18 protein-coding genes are annotated in these 26779 nt (G+C 67.0%); 14 read left to right on the top strand and 4 right to left on the bottom strand.

Annotation, left to right across the window (positions count from 1 at the left end; genetic code table 11):
* The first annotated feature begins 90 nt into the window (after positions 1-90).
* Together ASC81_RS08360 and ASC81_RS08355 are read left to right on the top strand one after the other, a co-directional pair.
* Entirely contained in the window at positions 91-1992 is a 1902-nt protein-coding gene (locus ASC81_RS08360) for a propionate--CoA ligase (RefSeq protein WP_056265165.1), read from the top strand.
* Between the two features lie 65 nt (positions 1993-2057).
* Positions 2058-4037 (top strand): M3 family metallopeptidase, encoded by a 1980-nt coding sequence (locus tag ASC81_RS08355; protein ID WP_056265162.1) that lies wholly within the window; start codon positions 2058-2060, stop codon positions 4035-4037.
* Here ASC81_RS08355 and ASC81_RS08350 read toward each other — a convergent pair whose 3' ends face one another.
* Positions 4038-4514, bottom strand: a complete 477-nt coding sequence (locus ASC81_RS08350; protein ID WP_056265160.1) for a hemerythrin domain-containing protein — start codon at positions 4512-4514, stop codon at positions 4038-4040.
* Positions 4511-5908 (bottom strand): argininosuccinate lyase, encoded by a 1398-nt coding sequence (gene argH / locus ASC81_RS08345; RefSeq protein ID WP_056265158.1) that lies wholly within the window; start codon positions 5906-5908, stop codon positions 4511-4513. Before argH ends, ASC81_RS08350 begins: the two co-directional genes overlap by 4 nt.
* A 201-nt stretch (positions 5909-6109) precedes the next feature.
* Here argH and ASC81_RS08340 point away from each other — a divergent pair, with 201 nt between their 5' ends.
* The 4 genes from ASC81_RS08340 to ASC81_RS08325 are packed head-to-tail and all read left to right on the top strand — an operon-like array spanning position 6110 to position 10583.
* Positions 6110-7219: a sensor histidine kinase gene (locus tag ASC81_RS08340; RefSeq protein WP_056265154.1), complete on the top strand. Its 1110-nt coding sequence runs from the start codon at positions 6110-6112 to the stop codon at positions 7217-7219.
* Positions 7216-8040, top strand: a complete 825-nt coding sequence (locus ASC81_RS08335) for a LytTR family DNA-binding domain-containing protein (RefSeq protein WP_056265150.1) — start codon at positions 7216-7218, stop codon at positions 8038-8040. Before ASC81_RS08340 ends, ASC81_RS08335 begins: the two co-directional genes overlap by 4 nt.
* 15 nt (positions 8041-8055) lie before the next feature.
* Positions 8056-9249: a hypothetical protein gene (locus tag ASC81_RS08330; RefSeq protein ID WP_056265149.1), complete on the top strand. Its 1194-nt coding sequence runs from the start codon at positions 8056-8058 to the stop codon at positions 9247-9249.
* Positions 9246-10583, top strand: a complete 1338-nt coding sequence (locus ASC81_RS08325) for a hypothetical protein (protein WP_156391902.1) — start codon at positions 9246-9248, stop codon at positions 10581-10583. Before ASC81_RS08330 ends, ASC81_RS08325 begins: the two co-directional genes overlap by 4 nt.
* A gap of 2 nt (positions 10584-10585) precedes the next feature.
* Here ASC81_RS08325 and ASC81_RS08320 read toward each other — a convergent pair whose 3' ends face one another.
* Positions 10586-11383 carry an alpha/beta fold hydrolase gene (locus tag ASC81_RS08320; RefSeq protein WP_056265143.1) on the bottom strand — a complete coding sequence of 266 codons (798 nt, stop codon included), beginning with the start codon at positions 11381-11383 and terminating at the stop codon, positions 10586-10588.
* 207 nt (positions 11384-11590) lie between these two features.
* On the opposite strand from ASC81_RS08320, the gene ASC81_RS08315 reads away from it, so the two are divergent.
* Positions 11591-12664 carry a glycine zipper 2TM domain-containing protein gene (locus tag ASC81_RS08315; protein WP_082536370.1) on the top strand — a complete coding sequence of 358 codons (1074 nt, stop codon included), beginning with the start codon at positions 11591-11593 and terminating at the stop codon, positions 12662-12664.
* 26 nt (positions 12665-12690) lie between these two features.
* On the opposite strand, the gene ppc is transcribed toward ASC81_RS08315, so the two are convergent.
* Entirely contained in the window at positions 12691-15489 is a 2799-nt protein-coding gene (ppc, locus tag ASC81_RS08310; RefSeq protein ID WP_056265138.1) for a phosphoenolpyruvate carboxylase, read from the bottom strand.
* Positions 15490-16327: 838 nt separating this feature from the next.
* On the opposite strand from ppc, the gene ASC81_RS08305 reads away from it, so the two are divergent.
* The 7 genes from ASC81_RS08305 to ASC81_RS08275 all read left to right on the top strand — a co-directional run bounded on the left by ASC81_RS08305 (position 16328) and on the right by ASC81_RS08275 (position 26768).
* On the top strand, positions 16328-19405 hold the full coding sequence (locus ASC81_RS08305) for a TonB-dependent receptor (protein WP_082536369.1): 3078 nt from the start codon (positions 16328-16330) through the stop codon (positions 19403-19405).
* 158 nt (positions 19406-19563) lie between these two features.
* Entirely contained in the window at positions 19564-21132 is a 1569-nt protein-coding gene (locus tag ASC81_RS08300) for a tryptophan halogenase family protein (RefSeq protein WP_056265131.1), read from the top strand.
* Positions 21133-21146: 14 nt separating this feature from the next.
* Positions 21147-21842, top strand: coding sequence for a SapC family protein (locus ASC81_RS08295; protein ID WP_056265128.1), 696 nt, complete (start codon positions 21147-21149; stop codon positions 21840-21842).
* A 3-nt stretch (positions 21843-21845) separates the two neighbouring features.
* Positions 21846-22829 carry a cupin-like domain-containing protein gene (locus tag ASC81_RS08290; RefSeq protein WP_056265125.1) on the top strand — a complete coding sequence of 328 codons (984 nt, stop codon included), beginning with the start codon at positions 21846-21848 and terminating at the stop codon, positions 22827-22829.
* A gap of 5 nt (positions 22830-22834) precedes the next feature.
* The gene (locus tag ASC81_RS08285; RefSeq protein ID WP_082536368.1) at positions 22835-25078 is read left to right on the top strand and encodes a DUF6445 family protein; all 2244 of its coding nucleotides are present in this window, start codon (positions 22835-22837) and stop codon (positions 25076-25078) included.
* 26 nt (positions 25079-25104) lie between these two features.
* Positions 25105-26031: a hydroxymethylbilane synthase gene (gene hemC, locus ASC81_RS08280; protein WP_056265123.1), complete on the top strand. Its 927-nt coding sequence runs from the start codon at positions 25105-25107 to the stop codon at positions 26029-26031.
* Complete coding sequence (locus tag ASC81_RS08275; RefSeq protein ID WP_056265120.1) at positions 26028-26768, top strand: uroporphyrinogen-III synthase; 741 nt, start codon at positions 26028-26030, stop codon at positions 26766-26768. The genes hemC and ASC81_RS08275 overlap by 4 nt, the downstream gene beginning before the upstream one ends.
* Positions 26769-26779: the final 11 nt, after the last annotated feature.

Here is a 26779-nt window from a genome sequence, read left to right as displayed (position 1 = left end):
GGCAAACTCCGTAAAAACCCTGCAATTGATCACGACAAGGTGTTGCGAAAGGTCAGATTGCCGTCAGTGCCTCGGACGCACACTGCCCGCATGACGCAGACCTATGCCGACTTCCATCAGCGCTCCCTGACCGAGCGCGACGCCTTCTGGGCCGAGCAGGCCAAGCGCATCGACTGGCAGACGCCGCCCCAGCAGATCTGCGACGCCAGCCGGCCGCCGTTCGCGCGTTGGTTTGTCGGCGGCACGACCAACCTTTGTCACAACGCGGTGGACCGGCATGCGGCCGTGCAACCCGGGGGCCGCGCGCTGATCTGGGTGTCGACCGAGGTGGGCGAGGAAAAGGTCTACAGCTTTGCTGAACTGCTGGCCGAGGTGGAGGCTTTTGCCGCCATGCTCGTCGCGCAGGGCGTGGGTGTTGGCGACCGCGTGCTGATCTATATGCCCATGATCCCCGAGGCGGCTTTCGCGATGCTGGCCTGCGCCCGCATCGGCGCAATCCACTCGGTGGTGTTCGGCGGCTTCGCATCGGTGAGCCTGGCCAGCCGCATCGAGGATGCGAGCCCGAAGCTCATCGTCAGCGCCGACGCCGGCAGCCGCGCGGGCAAGCGCATCGCCTACAAGCCGCTGCTGGACGAGGCCATCGGCTTGTCCACGCACAAACCCGCCAGCGTGCTGATGGTGGACCGCGGCCTCGTGGCGTTCGAGCGGGTGGCCGGGCGCGACCTGGACTACGCTGAACTGCGCCGTCAGCACTGGGGCCAGCAGGTGCCCTGCGCCTGGCTGGAGTCCAACAGCATCAGCTACACCCTCTACACCAGCGGCACCACGGGCAAGCCCAAGGGCGTACAGCGCGATGTCGGCGGCTATGCGGTGGCCCTGGCGGCCAGCATGGACTGGATCTTCGGCGGCAAGCCGGGCGAGACCTATTTCTCGACCAGTGACATCGGCTGGGTCGTCGGCCACAGCTACATCGTCTACGGCCCCCTCATCCATGGCATGGCGACGCTGATGTACGAAGGCACGCCGGTCAACCCTGACGCCGCCGTGCTGTGGAGCCTGGTGGAGAAATACCAGGTGACGGTCATGTTCAGCGCACCCACGGCCGTGCGCGTCTTGAAGAAGCACGATGCCGCGCTGCTGAAGCGCCATGACCTGTCGTCGCTGCGCGCGTTGTTCCTGGCTGGCGAGCCGCTGGACGAGCCGACCGCGCACTGGATCGCCGAGGCCTTGAACGTGCCCATCATCGACAACTACTGGCAGACCGAGACCGGCTGGCCGCTGCTGACCGTGGCCCATCACATCCCGGGTGTGGAAGCCGTGCCGACGCGTCTGGGCTCGCCGGGCGTGCCGATGTATGGCTATGACCTGAAGCTGCTGGACGAGGCCACCGGCGCGACGCTCGAAGGCCCGGATCAGAAGGGTGTGCTGGTCATCGAGCACCCGCTGCCGCCGGGCGCACTGCAGACGGTGTGGGGCGACGACCAGCGCTTCGTCAGCACCTACTGGGGCAGCGTTCCGGGCCGGCAGGTTTACTCCACCTTCGACTGGGCCACGCGGGACGCGGAGGGCTACACCTTCATCCTCGGCCGCACCGACGACGTCATCAACGTGGCCGGCCACCGGCTGGGCACGCGCGAGATCGAGGAGTGCATCTCCGGCCATGCCGCTGTCGCCGAGGTCGCCGTCGTCGGCGTGGCCGATCAGTTGAAGGGTCAGGTCGCGCTGGCCTTCGTCGTGCCGCGCGAGATGCCCGACACGCCCGAGGCGGCGCTGGCGCTGGAGGGCCAGATCATGAAGCGTGTCGACGGGCAGCTTGGCGCTGTCGCGCGGCCCTCGCGCGTGCTGTGTGTCAGCCTGTTGCCCAAGACACGCTCGGGCAAGCTGCTGCGCCGCGCACTGCAAGCCGTGGCCGAAGGCCGCGACCCTGGCGACCTCACGACGTTGGATGACCCGGGTGCCTTGATGCAGGTACGAGCCTTGCTGCAGAAATAGGGCATGGCGAATGGCTGGGTGCCCGCCCGGCCGAGAGAATCGCGGCCTTCCCACAAGGAGACGCGATGAAACCCGTCCTGACGACCCTGGCCGTGCTGGCGCTGAATGCCGCCGCCGTCCAAGCTCAAGCCCAACCCCAGCTTCCCGCACCCAATCTGCCGACCTATAGCAGTGCGGCCGATGTGCAGACCCGCTGCGACAGCGGCCTCAAAGGCGCCAAACAGCGCGTCGGCCAGCTTGAAAAACGCAAAGTCGATATCGGCTGGCTGGCCGCCTATGACGACCTGACCGTCTATCTGGAAGACCACCAGGCCCCCAACGACTTCATCCTCAATGTCCATCCGGTCAAGGTCATCCGCGACGCGGCCCAGGCCTGCTCGCTGCGCTGGGCCGACTTCGCATCGAGCCTGGGCCAGAACGAAAAGCTCTACCGTGCGCTGCAGAAGGCGCCCAAGCAGGACGGCATCGATGCCGAACTGGTGCGGCTGGCCTCCGGCCAGTTCGAAGACAGCGGCGTGGCCCTGCCCGCGCCCAAGCGCGCCCGCGCCAAGCAGATCCTCAACAAGCTGACCGAGCTGGACCAGCAGTTCAACAAGAACATCCGCGACGCCGGCACCCGCGTGGCCTTCACCGAGGCCGAGCTGAAGGGCGTGCCGCCCAGCGTCTGGGAGAAGGCGAAGCGCGACGAGCAAGGCCGCGTCCTGCTGGGCGTGGATTACCCGAGCTATGTGCCGGTCATGCGCAGCGCCGAAAGCGCCCAAGCCCGTCAGCGGATGTGGCTGGCCAAGGTCAACGAGGGCGGCCCCGCCAACCTCGACCTGCTGGCGCAGATCGTGACGCTGCGCGGCGAGTACGCCCGGCTGTTCGGCTTCGACAATTACGTCGACTTCAACCTGCGCCGCCGCATGGCCAAGGACGGCGCGACGGCCACGCGCTTCCTCGACTCGGTGACCGGGGCCGTCACCGCCCGCGAGAAGGATGAACTGCAGGAGCTGCGCGCCGCCAAGGCCCAGCACCTGGGCACGCCTGCCGAGCAGACCCAGGTCGAACGCTGGGACGCCACCTTCTACAGCGAGCGCGTCAAGCTGCAGAAGTTCAGCGTCGACCAGAACGCCTTCCGCCCCTATTTCCCGCCCCAGGCCAGCCTGGAGTTGTCGATGCGCATCATCGAGAAACTGATGGGCGTGAAGTACCAGCGCATCGACAACAAGCTGTGGCACGAGGAAGCACAGACCTATGTCGTCAGCGACGCGGCCACCGGCAAGCCCATCGCACAGATGTATGTCGACCTCTACCCGCGCGATGGCAAGTACAACCACGCGGCGGTGTGGCCGCTGCGTGGCAGCGCGACGCGCATCGGCCGTGCGCCGGTGGCGTCTCTCGTCGTCAACTTCGACCGCAACGGGCTCACGCTGGACGAAGTCGAGACGCTGCTGCATGAGCTGGGTCATGCGGTGCACGTGAACCTGTCAAACACGCGCTACGCGGCGACCGCCGGCACGACGGTCATGCATGACTTCGTCGAGGCGCCGTCGCAAATGCTGGAGGACTGGGTCTACGACAAGCAGGTGCTCAAGCTCATGCAGGAGGTCTGCCCAACCTGCAAGCCGGTGCCCGATGCGATGGTCGAGCAGGCCCAGGCCGCCAAGCACTATGGCAAGGGCGGTCAGTTCGGCCGCCAGCACCTCTACGCCAGCTACGACATCGCGCTGCACCGCGCGACCAAGCCCGAGCCCCTGCCGCTATGGGCGCGGATGGAAGGCGCCACGCCGCTGGGCCATGTGCAGGGCACGATGTTCCCGGCCGGCTTTGCCCACATCGCGGGCGGCTACGGCTCGGGCTACTACGGCTATCTGTGGAGCCTGGTCGTGGCGATGGACCTGCGCAAGGCCTTCGAGACCGACAAGCTCGGCGCCGACGTCGGCAAGCGCTACCGCGAGCAGGTGCTGGGGCAGGGCGCGCAGAAGCCCGCGCCGGAGCTGGTCGAGGACTTCCTGGGACGTGAGTCGAATTCGCAGGCGTTCTTCGAGTACCTGAAAAAGTAATCAGCCGCAGCTGCCCGAGCCACAGCCGTGGCTCGCGGCGGCCTCAAGCGCCACGTCACGGCACTCGCCCGTCACCGGGTCGAAACCGCGCTGCTCCATCGTCCAGACCAGGGCCGCATCCATCATCTCGGCATGCTGCGGAAACCACCCCGCCAGCTCCGTGCGCAGGATGTTCAGCGGCTCGCGGTCATTCAGCTCGTTGGCATAGCGCAGCGCCTCGCGCATCACGTTCAGCACCATCGCGTGCTGGCTGCTGTGGCAGTTCTGCGCCTCGAAGCCGCAGCGCGCCATCCAGTCCTCTTCCATCGCGAAGTGGGCCTCGGTGTGGGCCAGCAGCGCCTGGTAGGCGGGCAGGGCGTCGCCGCCGCCTTCCAGCGCGGCGCCGAAGGCATTCAGCAGGCCGACGAACTCCTCGTGCGTGGTGTCCAGCGTCGGCTGGTTCAGGACCAGCTTGTCGGTCCAGGCCAGCGTACTCATGCCAGACGGGCGCGGTGCCGCGCCACCTGCGCCCGCACCTGGGCCGGCGCCGTGCCGCCCAGCACGTTGCGTGCGTTCAGCGAGCCTTCCAGCGACAGCACCTCGAACACATCGGCCTCGATGCGGGCATCGAAGGCCCTCAGTTCTTCCAGCGACAGCGCCGCCAGGTCCACGCCCTTGGCAGTTGCCGTCTTGACCGCATGCGCCACGACCTCGTGCGCGTCGCGGAAGGCAGCGCCCTTCTTGACGAGGTAGTCGGCCAGGTCGGTCGCCGTGGCATGGCCGCGCAAGGCAGCGGCGCGCATGGCCTCGGGCTTGGGGGTCAGGCCGGCCAGCATGTCGGCAAAGATGCGCAGCGTGTCCTTCAAGGTGTCGACCGTGTCGAACAAGGGCTCCTTGTCCTCCTGGTTGTCCTTGTTGTAGGCCAGCGGCTGGCCCTTCATCAGCGTGACGAGGCCGACCAGGTGGCCGACCACGCGGCCCGTCTTGCCGCGCGCCAGCTCGGGCACGTCGGGGTTCTTCTTCTGCGGCATGATCGACGAGCCGGTGCAGAAGGCGTCAGGCAGCGCGATGAAGCCGAAGTTCTGGCTCATCCAGAGAATCAGCTCCTCGGACAGCCGCGAAATGTGCAACATGACGAGGGTCGCAGCCGACGAGAACTCGATGGCGAAGTCGCGGTCACTCACCGCGTCCAGGCTGTTCTGGCAGACGCCCTCCATGCCGAGCGTCTTGGCCACGCGCTCGCGGTCCAGCGGGTAGCTGGTGCCGGCCAGCGCGGCGGCACCCAGCGGCAGGCGGTTGACGCGCTTGCGGGCATCCAGCAGCCGCTCGGCGTCGCGGGCGAACATCTCGACGTAAGCCAGCAGGTGGTGGCCGAAGCTGACCGGCTGGGCGACCTGCAGGTGCGTGAAGCCGGGCAGGATCACATCGGCATGCTCGCTGGCCTTCTCGACCATGACGGTCTGCAGCGCCTTGAGCAGGCCGGTGATCTCGTCGATCTCGCCGCGCAGCCACAGCCGCACATCGGTGGCGACCTGGTCGTTGCGGCTGCGGCCGGTGTGCAGGCGCTTGCCTGCGATGCCCACGCGTTCGGTCAGCCGCGCCTCGATGTTGAGGTGCACATCTTCCAGGTCCAGCTTCCACTCGAAGTTGCCGGCGTCGATCTCGGCCGCGATCTCGTTCAGGCCGCGCTGGATGGCTTCGTGATCTTCCGCTGACAAGATGCCCTGGCTGCAGAGCATCTCCGCGTGCGCCAGACTGCCGGCAATGTCCGCTCGCCACAGGCGCTTGTCGAAGCCGACGCTGGCCGTGTAGCGCTTGACCAGGTCGCTCATCGGCTCGGAAAACAGGGCGGACCAGGCTTGGGATTTGTTGGCGAGTTGGTTGTCTGACATGGGGCAGGCGTGAAATTCAGCGCGCAGAATGCGCCGCAGCCCGGGATTATCGAGCCCCTCGTCCAAGGCGTACCTTGGCCGGTCCCCCGAGGGCACGGCGATGCTTGCGGCATCTAGTCGCAAGCACATCGCCAACGCGGGCCGGCTTGGGAGCGGCCCGGCGCTCGGCCCGCAGAACAGAGTGCGCCATGGAAACCTGATATGCCCTTCTTCAAACGCCGCGCCCCGGCGCGCCACAGCGTCTGGCACGAGTCCATGCAGCTCAGTCAGTGGCTGGGCTTCGCGCCCAACGAGCTGCCCGAGCTGCCAGAGCTGAACACGCCGCCGCTGCTGGACCCGACGCGTGCCTTCGATGTCTGTCATGTTGGCCTGGTGCTGCGCGCCGTGCTTGGCGTGCAGCTGCTGCTGGCCCTGGGTACAGGCCTCGTGGCGGTGGATGCCGCGCAGTGGCTGACGCTGACCGCCAACGGCACGGTGGTGACGATGTTTGCCGTGCTGTCGTGGTTGCTCGCCGTGTGCGCGGCCAGGCGCCTGTGGCCGCGTCTCGCCGAGCCGGTGCAATGGCTGGCGCTGATGACGCTGGGGGCCGTCAGTGCACTCGCCGGCTATGGCCTGCTCAGCCTGACCAGCGAAGATCCCGTCAGTTCGTGGCGTGTCGCCAGCATTGCCGCCTGCGGTGCCAGCGGCGCGGCCCTGCTGCTGGCCTGGCTCAAGCTGCGCGAGCACACCCAGCGCCCGGCCGACGCGCTGGCCCAGCTCGTCGAGCTGCAGTCGCGCATCCGGCCGCACTTCCTGTTCAACACGCTGAACAGTGCCATTGCGCTGGTGCAGGTGGACCCGGCACGTGCCGAGAACGTGCTGGAGGACTTGGCCGAGCTGTTCCGCGTCGCGCTCGCCGATGCCAGCGCCTCGGTCACGCTGGTCGAGGAGGTCGAACTGGCGCGGCGCTACCTCGCCATCGAGCAGATCCGCTTTGGCAAGCGGCTGCGCATCGTCTGGCATCTCGACCCCGAGGCCGGCGCGGCGCGCGTGCCGCCGCTGCTGCTGCAGCCACTGGTGGAGAACGCCGTGCGCCATGGCGTCGAGCCCAACGAGGATGGCGGTGAACTTGAAGTCAGCACGATGCGCCGCGGTGCCGAGGTCGAGATCCGCATCGTCAACACGGTGGGTGCACCGGCCCGCACCGTCGGACACGGCCTGGCGCTGCGCAATGTGCGCCAGCGCCTGAAACTGATGCACGATGTCGCCGCTCGCTTCGAGCTGGAATCTACCGAGCAGCGGTTTGCGCTGCGCATCCTGGTGCCGTTATGAGCAGTGCATTGCGTGTCCTTGTCGTCGACGATGAGCCCTTGGCCCGGTTGCGCCTGCGTGGCCTGGTTGACGCCATCCAGGAGCCGCGCTGCGAGGTCATCGCCGAGGCGGCCACCGGCTCGCAGGCCGCGAGCTGGCTGCGCGAGCATGGCTGCGACATCGTTCTGCTGGACGTGCAGATGCCGGGCGTCGACGGCCTGCAGTTCGCCGATGCCTTGATGCAGCGCCAGCAGGGCGTGCCCGCGCCGCTGATCATCTTCGTCACGGCGCATGCCATGCATGCGCTGCGCGCCTTCGAGCTTGATGCGCTGGACTACCTGACCAAGCCGGTGCGCCGCGAGCGCCTGCAGGCCGCCTTGGCCCGCGCCGCCCAGCGCCTGTCCGAGCGCGCCGCCGTGCAGGCCGCGCTGCCGCCCGATGCACCGAGTGCGCCCGACCATGCCGACTTCATCACGCTGACCGACCGCGGCCGCCTGCTGCGCATTCCCATTGGCGAGGTGCTGTACTTCAAGGCGGAGCTGAAGTACCTGACGCTGCGCACTGCCAGCGAGAGTCATGTGATGGATGGCGCGCTGTCCGACCTGGAACAGCGCCTGGGCGAGCGCTTCCTGCGCGTGCACCGCAACGCGCTGGTGGCCCGCTGGGCGGTGCGCGAACTGGAGCGCCATGCGCCGACTTCGTTCGGCGACCTGGACAGCGGCGACCCTGCCGAGGCGGTCGACAGCTGGGCCGTGCGCATCGTCCATGTCGACGAGTGGCTGGCCGTGTCGCGCCGGCAGGTGGCGGCGGTGCGGGAGGCACTGGCGGGCCTGGGACGGTAAGTCGATGAAATGGGGATGAGCCGCCAGCGCTGGGTGATGGGTCTTGCCGTGGTCCTGGCCGTGGCAGCCCTGGGCGGCGCGGCCCGGCGTCATCTGGGGGAACGCGCGCTTGTTGTAGGCGGCGAGGTCTCCGCTGCGGTGACTGCGGCGCCGATAGATGCCGCGGCATCCACGAACGCCGAAGCCTCCACTCCGCCTCGCCTGGCTGCCGCTGCTTCGGGTACGCAGGACCGCCTGCGCGCGCCCGCGACCGCTGCATCAGCCTTGGCGCAGGGCATGGAGATCTGCGGTGTGGGCGTCATCAGCGAGGCCGTCATGCAGCGCGTGGAAGCCGGCTCGGCACCTGGCCAGGCCGGGCCGAAGGAGATCGAGGCGCAGGTGCAGCGCCGTGTGGACGCCAGCCTTGCGCGGATCGCGGCGCGTTTGGCCGCCGGCACGGATCGGCAGCAGGTTGCAGCGCGACTGTTGATGCAGGACCGCGATGGCGCTGCCATGCTGGCGGAGCGCAGTTCCGACGCGCAGGCCTACCAGTTGGCGCTGACGGCCTGCGGCGCCGCGAGCGCAGACGTCCCCCACTGCGCGCGGCTGAACCCGCGCCGTTGGGCCGAGCTGGACCCGTCGGACGCCCGGCCCTGGCTGCGCATGATGGAAGCAGCGCGGCGGCGCAAGGATGCGGCCGGTGCGGACGCGGCGCTGGCTCAGGCAGCCGCGCGGCCCGGCTTGTCGCGTGGGTCCTTCCTGCTGGAGGCACAGGCCGCGGCGGTGGCGGACGTCATCCCCGATGCCGACGAACTCGGGCTGGCGCTGGTCGCCGTCATCGGCATGGACGCTGCGATGCCGGGCATCGACATGGGTGCGCCGGCGAGTGCCTGCAGAGGCGACGCATTGCGTGACCCGGTGCGGCTGGGGCATTGCCGCGCGCTGGCCCGCCAGTCGCTCGCGAATGCCAGCGACCTTCTCGATGCGACGCTGGCGCAGCGGCTGGCCGAACGCGTTGGCGTGCCGCGCGAGCAGCAGGCGTACGACGCAGCGACGTTGAAGGCTGCGGAAGGTCGATTCGCCGAGCGCGCAACCAACGACGTCGGCATGGGCTGCGCGGCCTTGCGGCGGATCAAGCAGCTCTCCACCAAACGCGCCGCCAGTGGCGAGCTCGCCATGGCGCTGGCCTTGCTGCCGCCGCACGAGCCGGCCTCGGGCCCTTCACGATGAGCCGAAGCAGCGCGCGCCGGTTGGGCGCCATGGTGCTCGCACTGCTGCTGGTATGGGCGGGCTGGCGTTGGGCACGACCGCAGGCTGCGACGGCGCCGGAAAGGGGCATACCAGAGCCGGCCGTCCCCGCAGTGGCGGCCCCGGCGGCGTCGACTGCACCGCATCCCCAGCGGCACATCACGACCGACGTCCCGCCGCCCAATCCCCGCGCCGAGCTGGCACAGCGCATGAAGGCGGACTGGTGCGGCTTTGGCGCCGCCGAGCACGACCGGCAGATCCAGGCGGTGTTCGACAAGGCAGCCGCCAGCACGGGAACAGTCGGCGGGGATGAGGTCGCCGAGCTGCGCGAGACGGTGGCGGGCCGCTTGATGGAGGAGGCCGAGGCCGAGGTGCGGCGCCGTTGGGTGGCGGCGCTGGTGCAGCGCGGCGATGTGCGCTCCCTGGCCGTGGCTGACTATCTCGAAGGCGGCAAGGTCGGGGACGCGTCGACCGCCGCCCGCGCCCGCCTGCAGGCCCGGGCTCGGACGTCTGGCGACCCGATGGTGACGGCGCTGGCGCTGCTGCGCCCATGCGCTGGCGACGCCTGCATCAACATCGAGGCGTCGCAGTGGTCGCGGCTGGAGCCGGCCAATCTGCAGGCCTGGCTGGCGATGGTGTCCGGCGCGGCGGGCGCCGCTCGGCAAACCCACGCGTCGTATGTGCTGGATCGGCTGGCGCAAGAGGCGCAGTTCTCGCGGAACTACCAGCGTGAGTTGCTGGCCCTATTGCAGAGCCTGCCGCAGACCGACACACCGGGCCTTCAGAACGAGGCCGAGATCCAGCTGCTGGAAGGCATCGCGGGAGCCTGGCCGATGTCCATGATGAGGCCGGTCCTCGACCTCTGCAGGGGCGGTCTCATGGAACCGGGGACGGCTTCGCAGTGCGAGGCGGTGGCCAGGCTGCTTTGGCGACAGGACGATCTCTTGAACCGTGCATTCGGCCTCGGCATCGCGCGGTCGCTGGTGGCCGCACGGCCGGCGCTGCGGCAGCAGTGGGAGGCGCAGGCGCTTGAGTACGAGGCGGTCAGCGAGTGGAGCAGCGGCGCGGCGATTCGCGCTGCCGAGCGGCTGGTGCAGCAGTCGACCGAGTCGCGCTGTGGCTGGCAGCCCGAGATGCGCAGGATGCAGCAGGACCACCTGTCGCTGACGGAATGGGACAGGCTGCGCGCCGGGATGCCCGAGGCGCGCGCGGACCAAGCCGCGCTGTCGACCCGCTGGCGCGAGCGCGAGAGGCGCAGCGTGCTGGACCCGCTGCCCGCGCACAGGCCGGCCTCGGCGCCGGCCACGGGCGGCTGAACTCAGCCTGCGGGCACGCGCTGCATCGCGCCCAGGCTCTGCAGGATCAACGCATTGACACGCCCCGCTTCGGTCATTGGCGCCATATGCCCGGCGCCCTCCAGCATCTGCAGCGTCACGCGTGGCAGCCTTGCCGTGAGGGTTTGTGCCACGCGCCGGGCGCTGGCTCGCGTCGCGCTGCCGCAGATCAACTCCACGGGCATGCGCAGCAGGTCAAGCTGGCTGTCGGTCCAGCGAGCCGACATCAGCGACTCGAAATGGCGCCGCACCGTTGGCATGGCCTCGGCCACGCGCAGTTGCTGGCCGACGTCCATCTCGGGCCAGACATCGCGACCCTGCCAGTAGGCGCAGAAGCCACGTGCGGCGCCGAAGTCGTCGCCACGGTCCAAGGCGTCGGCCAGCGTGGTGGCGACTTCGGTGATCTCCGACCATGCCGGCTCGTCGGCACCGGGGCTGGGCAGCAGGCCAAAGGCGACGGGTTCGTAGAGCGTCAGTGACAGCACGCGTTGCGGCTGCTGCAGCGCAATCTGCAGGGCGACCGCACCGCCATAGCTGTGCCCGACCAGGTGGAAGTCCTGCTCGGCACCGAACGGCAGGCCGGCCAGCACACCGTTCGCTTCAACGCCCAACTGGCTGGGCATCAGCTCCGGCCAATCGGGCCGGCCGCCATGGCCGTAGAGGTCAGGCGCGTGCCATTGCCATGCCGCGCCGCCGTCGGCCATGAGGCGCCGCCACTGGCGACCGCTGGCCGCGCTGGAGTGCAGGCAGACGACGGGGGGGGCGGCGTGCGGGTAGGGCATGGAGGTCTCCTGGGTGTGGCAGGCATCCTCCGAGGGCCGCGTTTCAAGCGCGCTGCAAGGCACCGTCGCTTTGTTTCAATCGTTGCGGCTGCCCCCGCGCGGTCGTTGACGCCTGTAGGTTGCTGCCTACCCCTGGCCGGGCCGCCAGCCGATGCCCCCACAGCCGCTTGACCCATAGGCTGGTGTTCCCGAATCCAAGGAGCGCGTATGAAACAAGCGATGCATTTTTCTGCGACGGCGCTGGCCTGCGCGCTCGCGGTGGGCGCACCCATGTGGTCGGCCACGGTTGAAGCCCAGAGCAACAGCCGTGTGGCCAACGCGCCGTTGCGCGTGACTGGTTTTGATGTCGAACAAGTCGACCGGCTTGAGCCGGGCGCCGAGTTGAACTTCACCGTATGGGGTACGGCCGGTGCGACGGTGCTGTTGCAGATCGACGGCAGTCGACGCACCGTGCGTCTCGACGAAGTTCAACCGGGCCGCTACCAGGGCAGCTATGTGATCGGCCGCTCGGATCGAATCGGGCAGGATTCGCGCGTGCATGCCAATCTGCGCCGCAACAACCGCGTGACGACGGCGCTGCTGGGCGAGGCGCTGCAGGTCGGCTGGCCAGTGCCGGGCGACACGGCGTTGGCGCCTGAAATCGAGTCCGTTGCCGTCGCGCGCGAAGCCGGCCGCGGCCGCGCCGAGGCGCTGCGCTACACGGTGCGTGGCACGCCGGGCGGACATGCGTCGGTGCTGCTGCAGGGCAGCGAATCCCGCAACGTCGTGCTGGATGAAGTGCGCCGCGGTGAATACGTCGGCACCTATGTGCTGCCGCAGCGATCCTGGGTGGACACGCAGCAGCCGCTGGTGGCCCAGCTGCGTATCGGCGACCGCACTGTGCGCAGCAGCGTGCCCAATGCCTATGCGGGGGTGAACCTGACCTCGCGCCGCGCGGAGGCTGCCTGCTATGACTGCGCCACGGTGCAGGCCATCAACCAGGTCACGGTGGACGGCGAGGGCCGCGTGCTGGGCACGGTGGCCGGCGGCGTGCTGGGTGCGGTGGTCGGCAGTCAGTTCGGCAAGGGCGATGGCCGCACCGCCGCAGGTGTGGCCGGGGCGGTGGGCGGCGCGCTGCTGGGCCGTGAGATCCAGAAGCGCCACAACGAGCGCACGCAGTACGAGGTCGTGGTGCGCATGCACGATGGCCAGCAGCGCACGGTGGTCTATGCCGAGCCGCCGAACTTCCGCGTCGGCGACCGCGTGCGCATCAACGGCGACATGCTGGAGCTGCAGCGCTAAGGCGCCTTCAGCAAGGGATGACGCGGTCAGCCGGTGTTGCGCAGGCCGGCCGCAATACCGTTGATGGACAGGTGGATGCCGCGCTGCACGCGCTCCATCGCCGGGTCGTCCGCCGAGATGCGGCGATAGCGCCTCATCAGCTCGACCTGCAGGTGGTTGAGCGGGTCGATGTAGGGGAAGCGGTGCTCGATGGAGCGGGCCAGCGACGGGTTAGCCGCCAGGCGCTTGTCGTCGCCGGTGATGAGGCTCAGCGCGGCTTGCGTGCGCTCGAACTCGGCGCTGATGGCCGTGAAGATGCGCTTGCCGAGCTTCTTGTCTTCGACCAGCTCGACATAGCGCTCGGCCAGGGCCAGGTCGGTCTTGGCCAGCACCATGTCGAGGTTGCTCAGCACGGCGCGGAAGAAGGGCCAGCCCTTGAGCATGCGCTTGAGCAGGGCCAGGTTCTTGGCGCGCTGGGCCGGCTCCTCGCCGAGGAAGGCCTCGACGCCCGAGCCGAAGCCGCACCAACCTGGCAGCGCCACGCGGGCCTGGCCCCAGGAGAAGCCCCAGGGGATGGCGCGCAGGTCTTCGATGGCGCGAGTGGCTTTGCGTGAGGCCGGGCGTGAGCCGATGTTGAGCTCGGCAATCTCGCGGATGGGCGTGGACGCGAAGAAGTAGTCGGCAAAGCCGGGCGTGCCGTAGACCAGGCCGCGGTAGGCCTTGAAGCTGGCGTCGGAAAGCGCCTGTGCGGCCTGCAGGAAGCCCCTGGGCGCGCTCTGGGTCGGGTGCAGCAGGGTGGCTTCCAGCGTGGCGGCCACCAGTGTCTCCAGGTTGCGCCGGCCGATCTCGGGGTGGGCGTACTTGGAGGCGATGACCTCGCCTTGCTCGGTCAGGCGGATCTGGCCGTTCACGGTGCCCGGGGGCTGGGCCAGGATGGCCTGGTAGCTGGGGCCGCCGCCGCGGCCGACCGTGCCGCCGCGGCCGTGGAAAAGGCGCAGCGTGATGGGGCCGACGCGCTTGAGTTCATCGAACAGCTCGACCAGCGCGATCTCGGCGCGGTACAGCTCCCAGGACGACGTGAACATGCCACCGTCCTTGTTGCTGTCCGAGTAGCCCAGCATGATGTCCTGCTCGCCGCCGCTGCGGTCGATGAGGCCGCGCACGCCGGGCAGGGCGTAGAACTCGCGCATGATGTCCGGCGCGACGCGCAGGTCGCCGATGGTCTCGAACAGCGGCACGATGATGAGGTCGCTGACTGCGTACTCGGACAGCACGCCGCGGAGCAGGCCGGTCTCCTTCAGCAGCAGGGCGACTTCGAGCAGGTCGCTCACCGACTCGGTGTGCGAAATGATGTAGTGGCGCAGGGCCTCGCGGCCGAAGCGGGCCAGCGCCTCGCGGGCGGCCTCGAAGGTGGCGAGTTCGAAGAGCGTCTTGTCGGTGTAGCTGGCGCCAATGACGCGCAGCGGGCGGGCATCGTTGAGCAGCTTCAGCAGCAGCGTGCGCTTGGCGGCTTCGTCGAGCGCCGAGTAGTCGGCCTCGATGCGCGCGGTGGCCAGCAGTTCGGCCAGCACCAGTTCGTGCTGGTCGCTGCTCTGGCGCAGGTCCAGCGTCGCAAGGTGGAAGCCAAAAACCTGCACCGCGCGAATCAGCGGGCTCAGGCGCGGCGCGATCAAGGCCTCGGCGTGATGGCTCTTCAAAGATGCCTCGATGGTGCGCAGGTCGGTCAGCAGATCGTCGGGTGAGCCGTAGGGGTCCTGGGGCGCGATGGCGTGGCGCAGCGCCTCGGTGCCGGTCAGCGCATGCAGCGTGGCGGCCAAGCGCGCGTACATGCCGGTCAGCGCGCGGCGGTAGGGCTCGTCGAGTCGGTGTGCGTTCTGGTCGGGGCTGCGCTCGGCCAGGGCCTGCATGGCCGGCGACACCCCGGTCAGGCGCAGCGAGATGGAGAGCTCGGCGCCCAGTTCGTGCAGTTCGGTGAGGTAGTGGCGCAGCGCCACTTCGCTCTGGCGCTGCATCGCGCGCTTCAGCGTGGCGGCACCGACATTGGGATTGCCGTCGCGGTCGCCACCGATCCAGTGGCCCATGCGCAGGAAGCTCGGCAGCGTCTCGCCGGGCAGGTGCTCCTCCAGCTCGGCGTACAGCTTGGGAATCTGGCGCAGGAAGGTTGACTGGTAGTAGGACAGCGCGTTCTCGATCTCGTCGGCCACCGTCAGCTTGGAGTAGCGCAGCATGCGCGTCTGCCAGAGCTGGGTGATGCGGGCGCGCAGCAGGGCTTCGGTGTCTCGCAGCTCACGCTCCGTGTTGGCGCGGTCCCGCGCTTCTAGCAGGCCGGCGACGGCGCGCTCGGCGTCCAAGATGCTCTTGCGTTGCACTTCGGTCGGGTGAGCCGTCAGCACTGGCGAAATGAAGCCCCGCTGCAGGACTTCGGCAATCTCCGTCGGGCGGATGCCGGCCTGATGCAGGTGCTCCAGGCAATAGGCGAGCGATCCGGGCTGCAAGCTGCCGGCGCGCTCGTGCACATCGCGGCGGCGGATGTGATGGCGGTCTTCGGCGATGTTGGCCAGGTGCGAGAAGTAGCTGAAAGCGCGGATGACGCTGACCGCTTGCTCGCCCGACAGACCTTTCAACAGCTTGTCGAAGCGTTTGCCTGCTTCCTTGTCGTGTTTGTGACGGTAGGCCACCGACAGCTGCCGGATGCGCTCGACCAATTCGTAAGCCGTGCGGCCCTCTTGCTCGCGGATGACGTCGCCAAGAATGCGTCCCAGCAGCCGGATGTCGGCGAGCAGGGGCTCGTTCTTGTCGCCCTTCTTGTCGAATTCGGGGCGGGCGGGGGCGGCTCGTGAGGGCATGGCGGGGCGTCCGAGAAAGATGCACTGGCAGAAAAGGTAACCAAGTTACCTGAATGTGACTCTAGCAGTTTCTTCCTGGAGACGCCTCACCGCTGGGCCGTGCGTGCAGCGGCAATTCGTCTGTGAGGCGGGGGAGCAAGCGGGGAGGCGCGCGGGCTTTCTTGATATGGAATCCGTGGCTGGTCCTTGTACGAAGGCGCGCGTCGCGGGCGTCTCGGCAGCGGTCGCGTGGCTCCTTCGGAAGTACGGACGCGGCACGTGAAGGTCGCCGTGTGGGTCCCTCGGCCGACACGAGACGTTTGTTTCTACGCAACGCTGCAGCAAGGCTATCGCACGTGCGGATCCGCTGCGCGGTTCAGTGGGCCGCCGGGAGCGGCCACTCTGTCCGAAGCCTTTCAGCTGCGCGCACCACGAGCGCCAGTGGCGAAGCGTTGTTGGTGCGCACCGCACCGTGTGCGGGAAAACCACAGAGGACTAAGTGTTGAATCTAAACGCCGAATCGCTTAACATAGACAACGTTGTCAATTTCGGTTTGGCGCCGATTTTTCGACCGAAAGCAACGTTTGTGAGACCGCTACCAGTGGCGTCGTATGGCTCGGCCGGTGGAGGGCTGCGCCGACGGTTCTACAGGGCTGGGCGCCTAGTTGTGGCGGTTGCGCAAATGTCACAGCTTGCGGGCGTAAACCCTAGATCAAAAGGCGCCCGTCGAAAAATACAGTTAGGTCGATGTTGTGGGGTGGTTTTTAGAACAAGTTGGTATCGCTAACATTGCGGCAACCCCACCATAAAAGTTCGTCACTCGGCTCGAACAGAGCCGTCAGAGCAAGTAAGGAGACAAATGAAGCATTCCCAGATTTCCACCGCGCGTCACAGGGCACGCACGCCTGGCCGACTCCATCCGGTCGCTTGGGCGTCGACGATCGCACTGCTCACTGGCACGGCCGCTGTGCAGGCGCAGGAAGCCGGTTCAACGACTGCTGCGGCGACATCGCTGGAGACTGTTGTCGTCACGGGCATCCGCAGGGCACTTGACAGCGCTGTCACGTTGAAGCGCGAATCGCGCGGCTTGGTTGACGGCATCGTTGCTGAAGACATCGGCAAGTTTCCCGACACCAACCTCGCCGAATCGATGCAGCGCATCGCCGGTGTGTCGATCGACCGCAACGCCAGCGGCGAAGGTTCGCGCGTCACCGTTCGCGGTGTCGGCCCTGACTTCAACATGGTGCTGCTGAATGGCCGCCAGATGCCCACGTCGGTCATCAACCAGTTGAACAACGGCGCCAGCGGCTCCCGAGCGTTCGACTTCGCGAATCTCTCGTCGGATTCGATCTCGGCTCTTGAGGTCTACAAGACCGCGCGCGCCGAATCGCCCACGGGCGGCATCGGTGCCACGATCAATGTCAAGACGGCTCGTCCGCTCGACATGCGCGAGCGCGTCGCCAGCATCGGCATCAAGGCCAACTACGACGGGTCCGTCTCCCGCCTGCCCGACGAGATCAAGGGCGACAAGGCCACGCCCGAAATCTCCGGCATCTACAGCGACACCTTCGGCAACCGGACGCTCGGCATCGCGATCAGCGGTAGCTACTCCAAGCGCAGCTCGGGCTCCAACAACGCGTACACCCAGAACGGCTGGCTTTCTGAGGCATACAACGCCACTGGTGGCGCTTTCGCGGGCGTGCCGGCGAGCAACCTGAAGAACTTCCCAACTAGCGGCTTCTACACGCACACCAATGACATGCGTTATTCGGTGACCGCTCTGGATCGTGAGCGCCTGAACGGCCAGGCGGTGTTGCAGTTCGCGCCGACGAAGGACCTGAAGTTCACAGTCGATCACACGATGGCTGTCAATACCGTCAAGTCGAAGAACCTCGAGAACTCGGCCTGGTTCGGCCCGTCGTTCTCTGGCGCTCTGAACGGCGCTCCGCCAAATACGTTCACATCGGGCCCGGTCGCAACCCCCATCATCCAGACCGCCACCTGGGACGGCACGCACGACTACAGCTTGAACGCCGGCCAGTTCGCTCAGAAGACCAAGCTGAACTCCACCGGCTTCAATGCGGCCTGGAAGGTCAACGACGCCCTGAGCTTCGATCTGGATGTGCACTCATCCAAGTCCAAGACCACTCCGGACAGCCCGTACGGCACTTACGCGACCATGTCGCTGGCGCTGTTCACCCAAGGCAATACGACCGCCTACTACGACAAAGACCTGCCGATCATGGAGTCGAAGGGCATGGTCTACGACCCTGCCAAGACGAATGTGACGGGTTCGCAGTTCTACAACAACCTGTCTGATCAAACCGTCGACCAAGGTCAACTGCGCGGAACCTATCGCCTGGGCACCGACGACAAGCTGATTGTCGGCCTGGGTTTCACCAAGCTCAAAAACCGCGCCGCCAGCGCCAACAATTTCCACGGCGACTGGAGCGGCATCGGCCCTGCGGGCGGGTTCAAGAACCTGGCCGTGGGTCAGTATGGTCTGGGCAGCTTGTTTAACCGCATCCCGGGTCACGACGATCCGCGTCTGTTCCCGACGTTCTTTGCGCAGGATTTCGAGGCTCAGCGCAAGCAGGCGGTCGCCAATGCGATGCAGTTCGGCTCGTCGAGCACGGGTAATGTGCCGATGTCGCAGGCCGTCGCTGAAGCCTATTTCGCGGCCCCGACCGACTTCAGCCAACCTGGTGCCAGCGACTGGCGGACGACGGAAAAGTCCACATCGGCATACGGACAGTGGGATCACTCCTTCGACACGGCCATTCCGATGAACCTGTCGGTTGGCATGCGGTACGAAAGTACCAAGGTCGAATCGTCCTCTCAAGTCACTGCCTACACCGGCACAGATTGGTATGCCCAAAATGAAGTGAGGCTGACGGGTGGCACCAGCACCTTCGGAACCAAGTCGGGCAAGTACTCGTATTGGCTCCCGAGCATCGACTGGGATGCTGATCTGGCCGACAACCTCAAGGTGCGTGCAAGCTACGGTGTGAACATCGGTCGACCTGGCTTCGACCAGATGCTCGGCGGCACGGCGCTGAACGCCGACTCGGCTCGCTATAACGTCCCGGGGTCTGGTTCGGCTGGCGATCCGGCTTTGAAGCCGCTGAAGTCCAAGAATCTGGATCTTTCGGCTGAGTACTACTACGCCAAGTCGTCTTATCTGGCGCTCGGTGCCTTCTACAAGAAGGTGAGCGACTTCATTACCTCGACTGTCGTTCAGCAGACTTTCACGGGCTTGAACCAGCCGGCAAGCGGCACGTATCACCAAGCTGCACTGGCCTCCGGCATTCCGGCCGACAGGCCGGACCTGATCCGGAAGTTCATTTTCGACAACTACGCCGGCCAGCCCGGTGTCACGGTCACGAATGCCGCTTTGGTCCAGGGCAACATCCTTGGCTCGGTTCCGGGTACACAGCCGCTGCAGTTCAACATCACCAGCTTCGCCAACGCCGCCGGCGACAACATCAAGGGCCTGGAATTCAACTTCCAGCACATGTTCGGCAACAGTGGCTTCGGTGTTTCGGGCAACTACACCATGGTGAAGAGTGGCCTGAAGTTCAACAACAACACGGACAGCAATGCGCAGCAATCTCCATTGCTCGGCATCAGCGATTCCGCGAACTTGGTGGGCTTCTACGAAAACGACGTGTGGTCGATTCGCGCTGCCTACAACTGGCGTGATGAGTTCCTTGCACGCCGTAGCGATGGCGGCGGTAACAACCCGGTTTACACCGAAGCGTATGGCCAGGTGGATGCCTCCATCGGCTTCAAGATCGGCAAGAACCTGACGCTGCAGGCCGACCTGCTGAATCTGAACGATGGCTATATCCGCCAGCACGGTCGCACGAAAGACCAGGTGGTGTCAGCAATGCAGACCGGCCGTCGCTACCTGATCGGTGCTCGCTATCGCTTCTGAGCGATGAGCACCACCGCTCGGCAACCGCCTTTCAGGCGGTCCGCCTAGCGGTTCATGTTGGCCGGGGCGGGCGCGCAAACGCCCGCCCCGGCCAAATTTCTTTGCAGAATTCCCTGGGTTGCGCGGTCCCGCATCCGCACGGCCCATACTTTTCCGGAATGAACTCCGAGTTGACGACAGCCGTTCGACGCATCGTGGTGCTGGGAGGCGGTTCTGCCGGCTGGCTGACTGCAGCGACGCTGGCCGCTGAACTGGGCGGCACTGCGCCTGACGCGCTTGAGATCACGTTGATCGAATCGCCCGACGTGCCGTCCATCGGCGTCGGCGAGGGCACCTGGCCGACGATGCGCGCGACGCTGCATCGCATCGGTCTTCGCGAGGTCGACCTGATCCGCGAATGCGACGCCGCGTTCAAGCAGGGGTCATGTTTTGACGGCTGGTTGCACGGCGGTGAGGGTGATCGCTACTACCACCCCTTCACGCTGCCACACGGCCACGGCCATGGCCAGGTCGACCTGGCCGGCGCCTGGCTGCAAGCTGGCAGTGAGCAGGCGTTTGCCGAGAGCGTGGGTGCCCAGCCGCATGTCTGCGATGCGCGCCTCGCACCCAAGCAGACGACGACGCCGGACTTCGGTGGCGTCATGAACTACGGCTATCACTTCGACGCCGTCAAGCTGGGCCACCTGCTGCGCCGGCATGCGACGACGGTGCTCGGCGTCCGCCACGTGGTGGACCACTTCACCGCCGTGCGCTCACAGGAGAACGGTGACATCGCGGCACTGGCAACCCGCGAGCACGGCGACATTGAAGGCGATCTCTTCGTCGACTGCTCGGGTCTGGCCAGCCTGTTGCTGGGCCAGCACTACGGCGTCGCTTTTCGTTCCGAAGAAGGCGTCCTCTTCAACGACAGCGCGCTGGCCGTGCAGGTGCCGCATGCTGACGCTCAGGCGCCGTTGGCATCGGCCACCATCTCCACGGCCCATGCCGAGGGCTGGACGTGGGATATCGGCCTGCCCACGCGCCGTGGCATCGGTCTGGTCTATTCCAGCGGCCACACCGACGACGCTGCTGCGGAGCGGGCGTTGCTGGCCTACCTCCAGCGCAGCGGGCTGGCGCATGCGGACGTCTCGCCGCGTCGCCTTCGCTTCAGCCCGGGGTACCGCGAGCATTTCTGGCACCGCAACTGCGTCGCTGTCGGGCTGTCGGCCGGCTTCATCGAGCCGCTGGAGGCGTCCGCGCTGGCGCTGGTCGAGCTGTCGGCAGCGATGATCCGCGACGAGATGCCCGCCAACCGGGCCGACATGGACCTTGTGGCCAAGCGCTTCAACGAGGCTTTCGCGTACCGCTGGTCTCGCATCATCGAATTCCTGAAACTTCACTACGCGCTCAGCCGACGTGATGATGCCGACTATTGGCGCGAGCACCGCAACGCTGCGACGCAGCCCGAGTCGTTGCGCGAACTGCTGCAGCTCTGGGCCCACCGTGCGCCGTCGCGCAACGACTTCTATCGCAACGAGGAGGTCTTCCCGGCGGCGAGCTATCAGTACGTGCTGTACGGCATGCGGTTCAAGCCCGTGCTGCGGGCCCTTCGTGCCGACCAACGTGCTGCAGCCGACGCCGGCCTGAAAGACGTGGCGACAATCACCCGACGGTTGCTGAGCGCCTTGCCCCGCCACCGCAACCTCATCCAACACATCCGCGAGCACGGCATGCCGCCTGCCGCCTGACCCAGAGCCAACCCATGCTGCAACTGCTCAACAACATCCAGCACAAGGACCTGCGCATCGTCACTCAGCGCGGCGCGAAGTGGGGCGACGATTTCATGTCGGCCCCCGCCACGCCCGACGAGTTCCGCAAGCTTCAAGCGCATTACCCCATCGTCTTCCAGCCCGATGGCAAGGGCGGCTTCCTGCCGACCGTGCTGTTCGGCCTCCAGGAGGGCGAGAACCTCTTCCTGACAGAAGACGGCTGGGACGCCGACTACGTGCCGCTGTCGGTGCAGCGCATGCCGTTTTCCATCGGTGTGGCCGATGAGGAACTGCGCATGATGGTCGACATGTCCAGCAAGCGCATCAGCCACGGTGCCGAGGGCGAGGCCGTGTTCCTGCCTCACGGCGGCACGACCGATTTCACCGAGAACGCCAACTCGGTGCTGCATACGCTGCATGAAGGCCTGCAGGCCACGCCGGCGTTCATCGAGACGCTGGTGGCGCAAGAACTGCTGGAGTCCTTCGTGCTGGACGTGCAGCGGCCCGACGGCTCGCATGGCCAGTTGGTGGGCTTCTACATGATTCACGAGGAGCGTCTGGCGGCGCTGGATGCGGCCACCATCAGCCTGTTGCATCAGGCGGACTACCTGCAGCCGATCTACATGGCGATCGCGTCGCTGTCCAACTTCCCCAAGCTGATCCGCCGCCATCTCGCCCGCGAAGCCTGAGCCATGCTGGAGCGCAGTGACGTGAGGGCTGAAGCGATCCCGGCGGACGTGCTCCGGTCGACCGAGCCCGTGCTGCTGCGCGGCCTTGTGCGGCACTGGCCGCTGGTGCAGGCGGCGCAGCAGTCCAACGTTGCCTTTTGCGACTACCTGCGCGCGTTCGGCCCCGAGACGCGCCTGGCGCTGTGGCGCGGCGGGCCGCAGATCAACGGGCGCTTCTTCTACGACACCAACTTCACGGGCTTCAACTTCGAGCACCAAGTCAACACCTTCGGCGCCTTGCTGGACGAGTTGCTGGCCGCCTCGCCCGACGCCCTCTATCTCGGCTCGACGGAACTCGACACGGCCTTCCCCGGCCTGCGCCAGCAGAACGACTTGCCGGTTCTGGCGGATTTCAACCCGCTCGTCAGCCTGTGGCTGGGCAATCGCACCCAGGTGGCGCCGCACTTCGACCTGCCTGACAACATCGCCTGCGTCGTGGCCGGCCAGCGGCGCTTCACATTGTTCCCACCGGAGCAGGTCGGCAACCTCTACGTCGGCCCGCTGGACCTGACCCCGGCCGGTCAGCCGATCAGCCTCGTCGACGTGAAGCAGCCCGACCTGGCGCGCTTCCCGCGCTACGCGCAGGCGTTGGAGCAGGCGCAGGTTTTCGAGCTGCAGGCGGGTGATGCCCTCTTCATCCCCAGCCAGTGGTGGCATGGCGTGGAGTCGCTCGCGCCCATCAACGCGCTCGTCAATTTCTGGTGGCGGCAATCTCCCTCCTTCATGGACACGCCGCTCAACACGCTGATGATGGCGCTGCTGTCGCTGCGCGACCTGCCGCCGGCCCAGCGTGATGCCTGGCGTGCGCTTTTCGACCACTACGTCTTCGACGCCAACGAGCAGACGGCGGCGCACATTCCCGCGGCCGCTCGCGGCATCCTCGGGCCAATGGATGACCACAGTGCCCGCCAGCTTCGCACGGCACTGCGCAACCGACTCAACCGATAACGCCCATGAACTCCGCTCCCAAACCCGTTCGACGCGTCGTTATCGCCGGCGGCGGCACTGCCGGCTGGATGGTCGCCGCCGGTCTGTCCAAGTGCCTGGGCAAGCAGATCGACATCCGCCTTGTCGAGTCCGAGGAGATCGGCACGGTCGGCGTCGGCGAGGCCACCATCCCGACCTTGCACCTGCTGCACGAAGTCCTCGACCTGGACGAGAAGGAGTTCATCCAGGCGACGCAGGCCACCTTCAAGCTCGGCATCAACTTCGAGAACTGGCGCAATGTCGGTGAGGACTACTTCCACTCCTTCGGCAAGACCGGAAAGGGGCACTGGACCGCCGGTTTTCATCACTTCTGGCTGGAAGGCCGCAAGCGCGGCCTGGCCAGCAGCTACGGCGACTACTGCCTGGAGCTGCGCGCCGCGATGGACAACCGCTTCGCGCTGCTGCCCGACAACGGCATCAACTACGCCTACCACTTCGACGCGACGCTGTACGGCAAGTACCTGCGCCGCTTCTCCGAGAACCTCGGCGTCCAGCGCATCGAGGGCAAGATTGCCAAGGTCCACACCGACGCCGCCAGTGGTGACATCACGGGCCTTCAGCTCGACGGTGGCGCGCTGATCGAAGGTGACTTCTTCATCGACTGCACCGGCATGCGCTCGCTGCTGCTGGGCGAGACGCTGGGGGTGCCCTACGAAAGCTGGGCGCAATGGCTGCCCTGCGACAGCGCGCTGGCCGTGCAGACCACGCTTGTCGGCGAGCCCGTGCCCTACACCCGCTCCATCGCCCACCCCTGGGGCTGGCAATGGCGCATCCCGCTGCAGCACCGCGTCGGCAACGGCGTCGTGTTCAGCAGCAAGCACATCAGCGAAGACGAGGCCAAGGCCGCGCTGCTCGCCAACGTGCAGGGCGAGGTGCTGCGCCAGCCGCGCGTCATCAAGTTCACGCCGGGCCAGCGTGAGCAGGTCTGGAAGAAGAACTGCGTCGCCATCGGCCTGGCCAGCGGTTTCCTGGAGCCGCTGGAGTCGACCAGCATCCACCTGATCCAGAAGGGCCTGACCCGCCTCGTCGAACTGTTCCCGACCGACGGCGTCCGACAGAGCGACATCGACGAATACAACCTGCAGACGCGCGAGCAGATCGAGATCATTCGCGACTTCATCATCCTGCACTACCACGTCACCAACCGCGACGACTCGCCCTTCTGGCGCCAGTGCCGCGAGATGGACGTGCCGCCGCTGCTCAAGCACCGCATCCAGCATTTCCGCGACACCGCACGCATCATGCTGCGCCAGGGCGAGCTGTTCGCCGAGAACTCGTGGGTGCAGGTCATGATGGGGCAGGGCATCCAGCCCGCCAGCCACCACCCCATCACGCGCAACATGGACAACCGCAACCTGGCGGACTTCCTCGGCGAGATCCGCAAGGATGTGGCGCGCACCTTGATGAAGCTGCCCAGGCACCAGCAGTTCATCAGCCAGTTCTGCCCTGCGCCCAGGATTGATGTGGCCGGCGCCAAGCCGATGGCCGGCCCTGCGCTGCGCATCAATCCTCTGGCCAGGCTGGACGTCGTCGAGCTGGCCGACGGTGCCAAGGTCTACGTCGTCGACGATTTCGTGCAGGACCCCGACGCCCTGGTAGCGCTGGTGCAGGCGAATGCGGACAAGTTCGAGACGCCGGCCGGCCATCCGTATCCAGGCCCGCAGCTCCATCTCCCCGACGTCATGGCTGCCGAGCTGGACGGGTTCTTCCGGCAGGAACTGGCCGCGCCGCTGCGGCTTGGCGCGCCGCTGGGCATGTTCGGCCGTTTTTCGCGTGTCGTGCAGGACCCGGCGACGCTCGATGCCCGGCAGCGCATCTGCCACCGTGACGATTCCGGTCTCGACCCGAACCACCTGATGTCGGCCTGCGTGCACTACCTGTTCCGGGATGAGCAGCTTGGCGGCACCGTCTTCTTCCGCTCGCTGATGTCCGAGGCCGACACGGCGAAATTCCGCCTCGATGCCAACACCCTCGACGCGAGCGCCTTCGGTGACAAGTACGGCCTCGCCCCCGGCTACATGACCGAGAGCAACCGCTACTTCGAAGTCATTGGCCGCGTGCCCGCCAAATGGAACCGCGCCATCTTCTACAGCGGCGGCATCTTTCATTCCGGCGACATCCAGTGGGCAGGCCGCAAGGCCGGCTACGTGCAAGGGCTCGGCCGGCTGACCATCAATGCCTTCTTCAAGAGCCAGCGGCCAGGCGTTTGACAACCCGCCTCGATAATCGGAGCCCTATGACCACTCCGATCATCATCGCCACTCGCGAAAGCCGCCTGGCGCTGTGGCAGGCCGAGCATGTGCAGGCCCGCCTCGCCGAGGAACTCGGCATCACCGCCACGTTGCTCGGCATGACAACGCGCGGCGACCAGATCCTGGACCGCACGCTGTCCAAGGTCGGCGGCAAGGGCCTGTTCGTGAAGGAGTTGGAGGCCGCGCTCGCTGAAGGCCGCGCCCAGCTTGCCGTGCATTCGCTCAAGGACGTGCCGATGGAGCTGCCAGACGGCTTCATGCTGGCCGCCGTGCTGGAACGCGAAGACCCGCGCGATGCCTTTGTCTCCAACCACTATGCGAACCTGGTGGACCTGCCGGAGGGCGCGGTGGTCGGCAGCTCCAGCCTGCGCCGCGTGACGCAGCTGCTGAGCCGGCGACCCGATCTGCGGGTCGAGCCACTGCGCGGCAACCTCGACACGCGCCTGCGCAAGCTAGACGAAGGTGGCTATGACGCCATCGTGCTGGCGGCTGCCGGCCTCAAGCGCCTTGGCCTTGCCAACCGCGTACGAGGCGTGTTCGAAATCGATCAGATGCTGCCCTGCGCTGGGCAGGGCGCGCTGGGCATCGAGATCCGTTCCGACGATGCGGCGCTGTCCGCGGCCCTGGCCGGGCTGACCCACATGCCGACGCTGCTGGCCTGCGAGGCCGAGCGTGCCGTGTCTCGGGCGCTGGGCGGCAGCTGCAGCTTGCCCTTGGCGGCTCACGCTCGCTGGGAGGGCACGACCCTCTGTCTCGATGCGGCCGTTGGCCATGCCGAGATCCATATCTCGCCGCTGCTGCGCGCGAGCGTCACGGCCAATGTGGGCGACGTCGTCGCCGCGCAAGCCCTTGGCCAACAGGCCGCCGCTCGCCTGCGCGAGCTGGGCGCCGGCTCCTACCTGCCTGGATGAGCCCCACGCTGCTTGTCACCAGGCCGCGGCCCCAGTGCGCGGCATGGCTGGCGCGTCTCGAGGCGCTTGGCGTCAAGGCCGCCGCCCTGCCACTGATCGAGATCCTGCCGGCGCGTGATCCTGGTCCGGTTCTAGGCGCTTGGGCTGGGCTGACTGCCGTGGACCTGGCCGTCTTCGTCAGCCCGAACGCCGTTGAGCATTTTTTTGCCCACGGCAGCGCCTGGCCCGCGCATACGCTTGCGGCCTGCGTCGGTCCCGGCAGTGCTCAGGTACTCATCGAGCGTGGCGTGCCTGCCGCACTGATCGTCCAACCGGCCGCTGATGCCGCCAGCCTGGATTCCGAACACCTTTGGGAGCAGCTGTCGTCGCGTCGCGACTGGGCCGGCGCCCGCGTTCTGCTGCTGCGTGGGGATGGTGGCCGCGAATGGCTGGCCGAGCGGTTGATCGAAGCCGGGGCCAGCGTCGAGGCGATCACGGTCTACCACCGTAGCAGCCCACGATTCCAAGACGCTGAGCGCGACCTGCTGAGCCAGGCTCTGGGAGATCCAAAAGCTTTCGTCTGGCTGTTCAGCAGCGCTGAAGCGGTGGGTCACCTGCAGGGATTGGCGCTGATCGGCCAGCGCGCTGTAGCCACTCACCCGCGCATCGCCGAAGCTGCGCGCACGGCCGGTTTTGCGCCTGTGGTTTTAGCGCGACCGGACCCTGAAGCGGTGACTCGGGCCTTCCGGGGGCTCTGACAGAATCTGCC

It is taken from the genome of Pelomonas sp. Root405 (assembly GCF_001425165.1).
GTDB lineage: Bacteria > Pseudomonadota > Gammaproteobacteria > Burkholderiales > Burkholderiaceae_C > Pelomonas.
The sequence above is the reverse complement of the archived record's forward strand: the minus strand, read 5'-3'. Positions and strand labels throughout refer to the sequence as shown.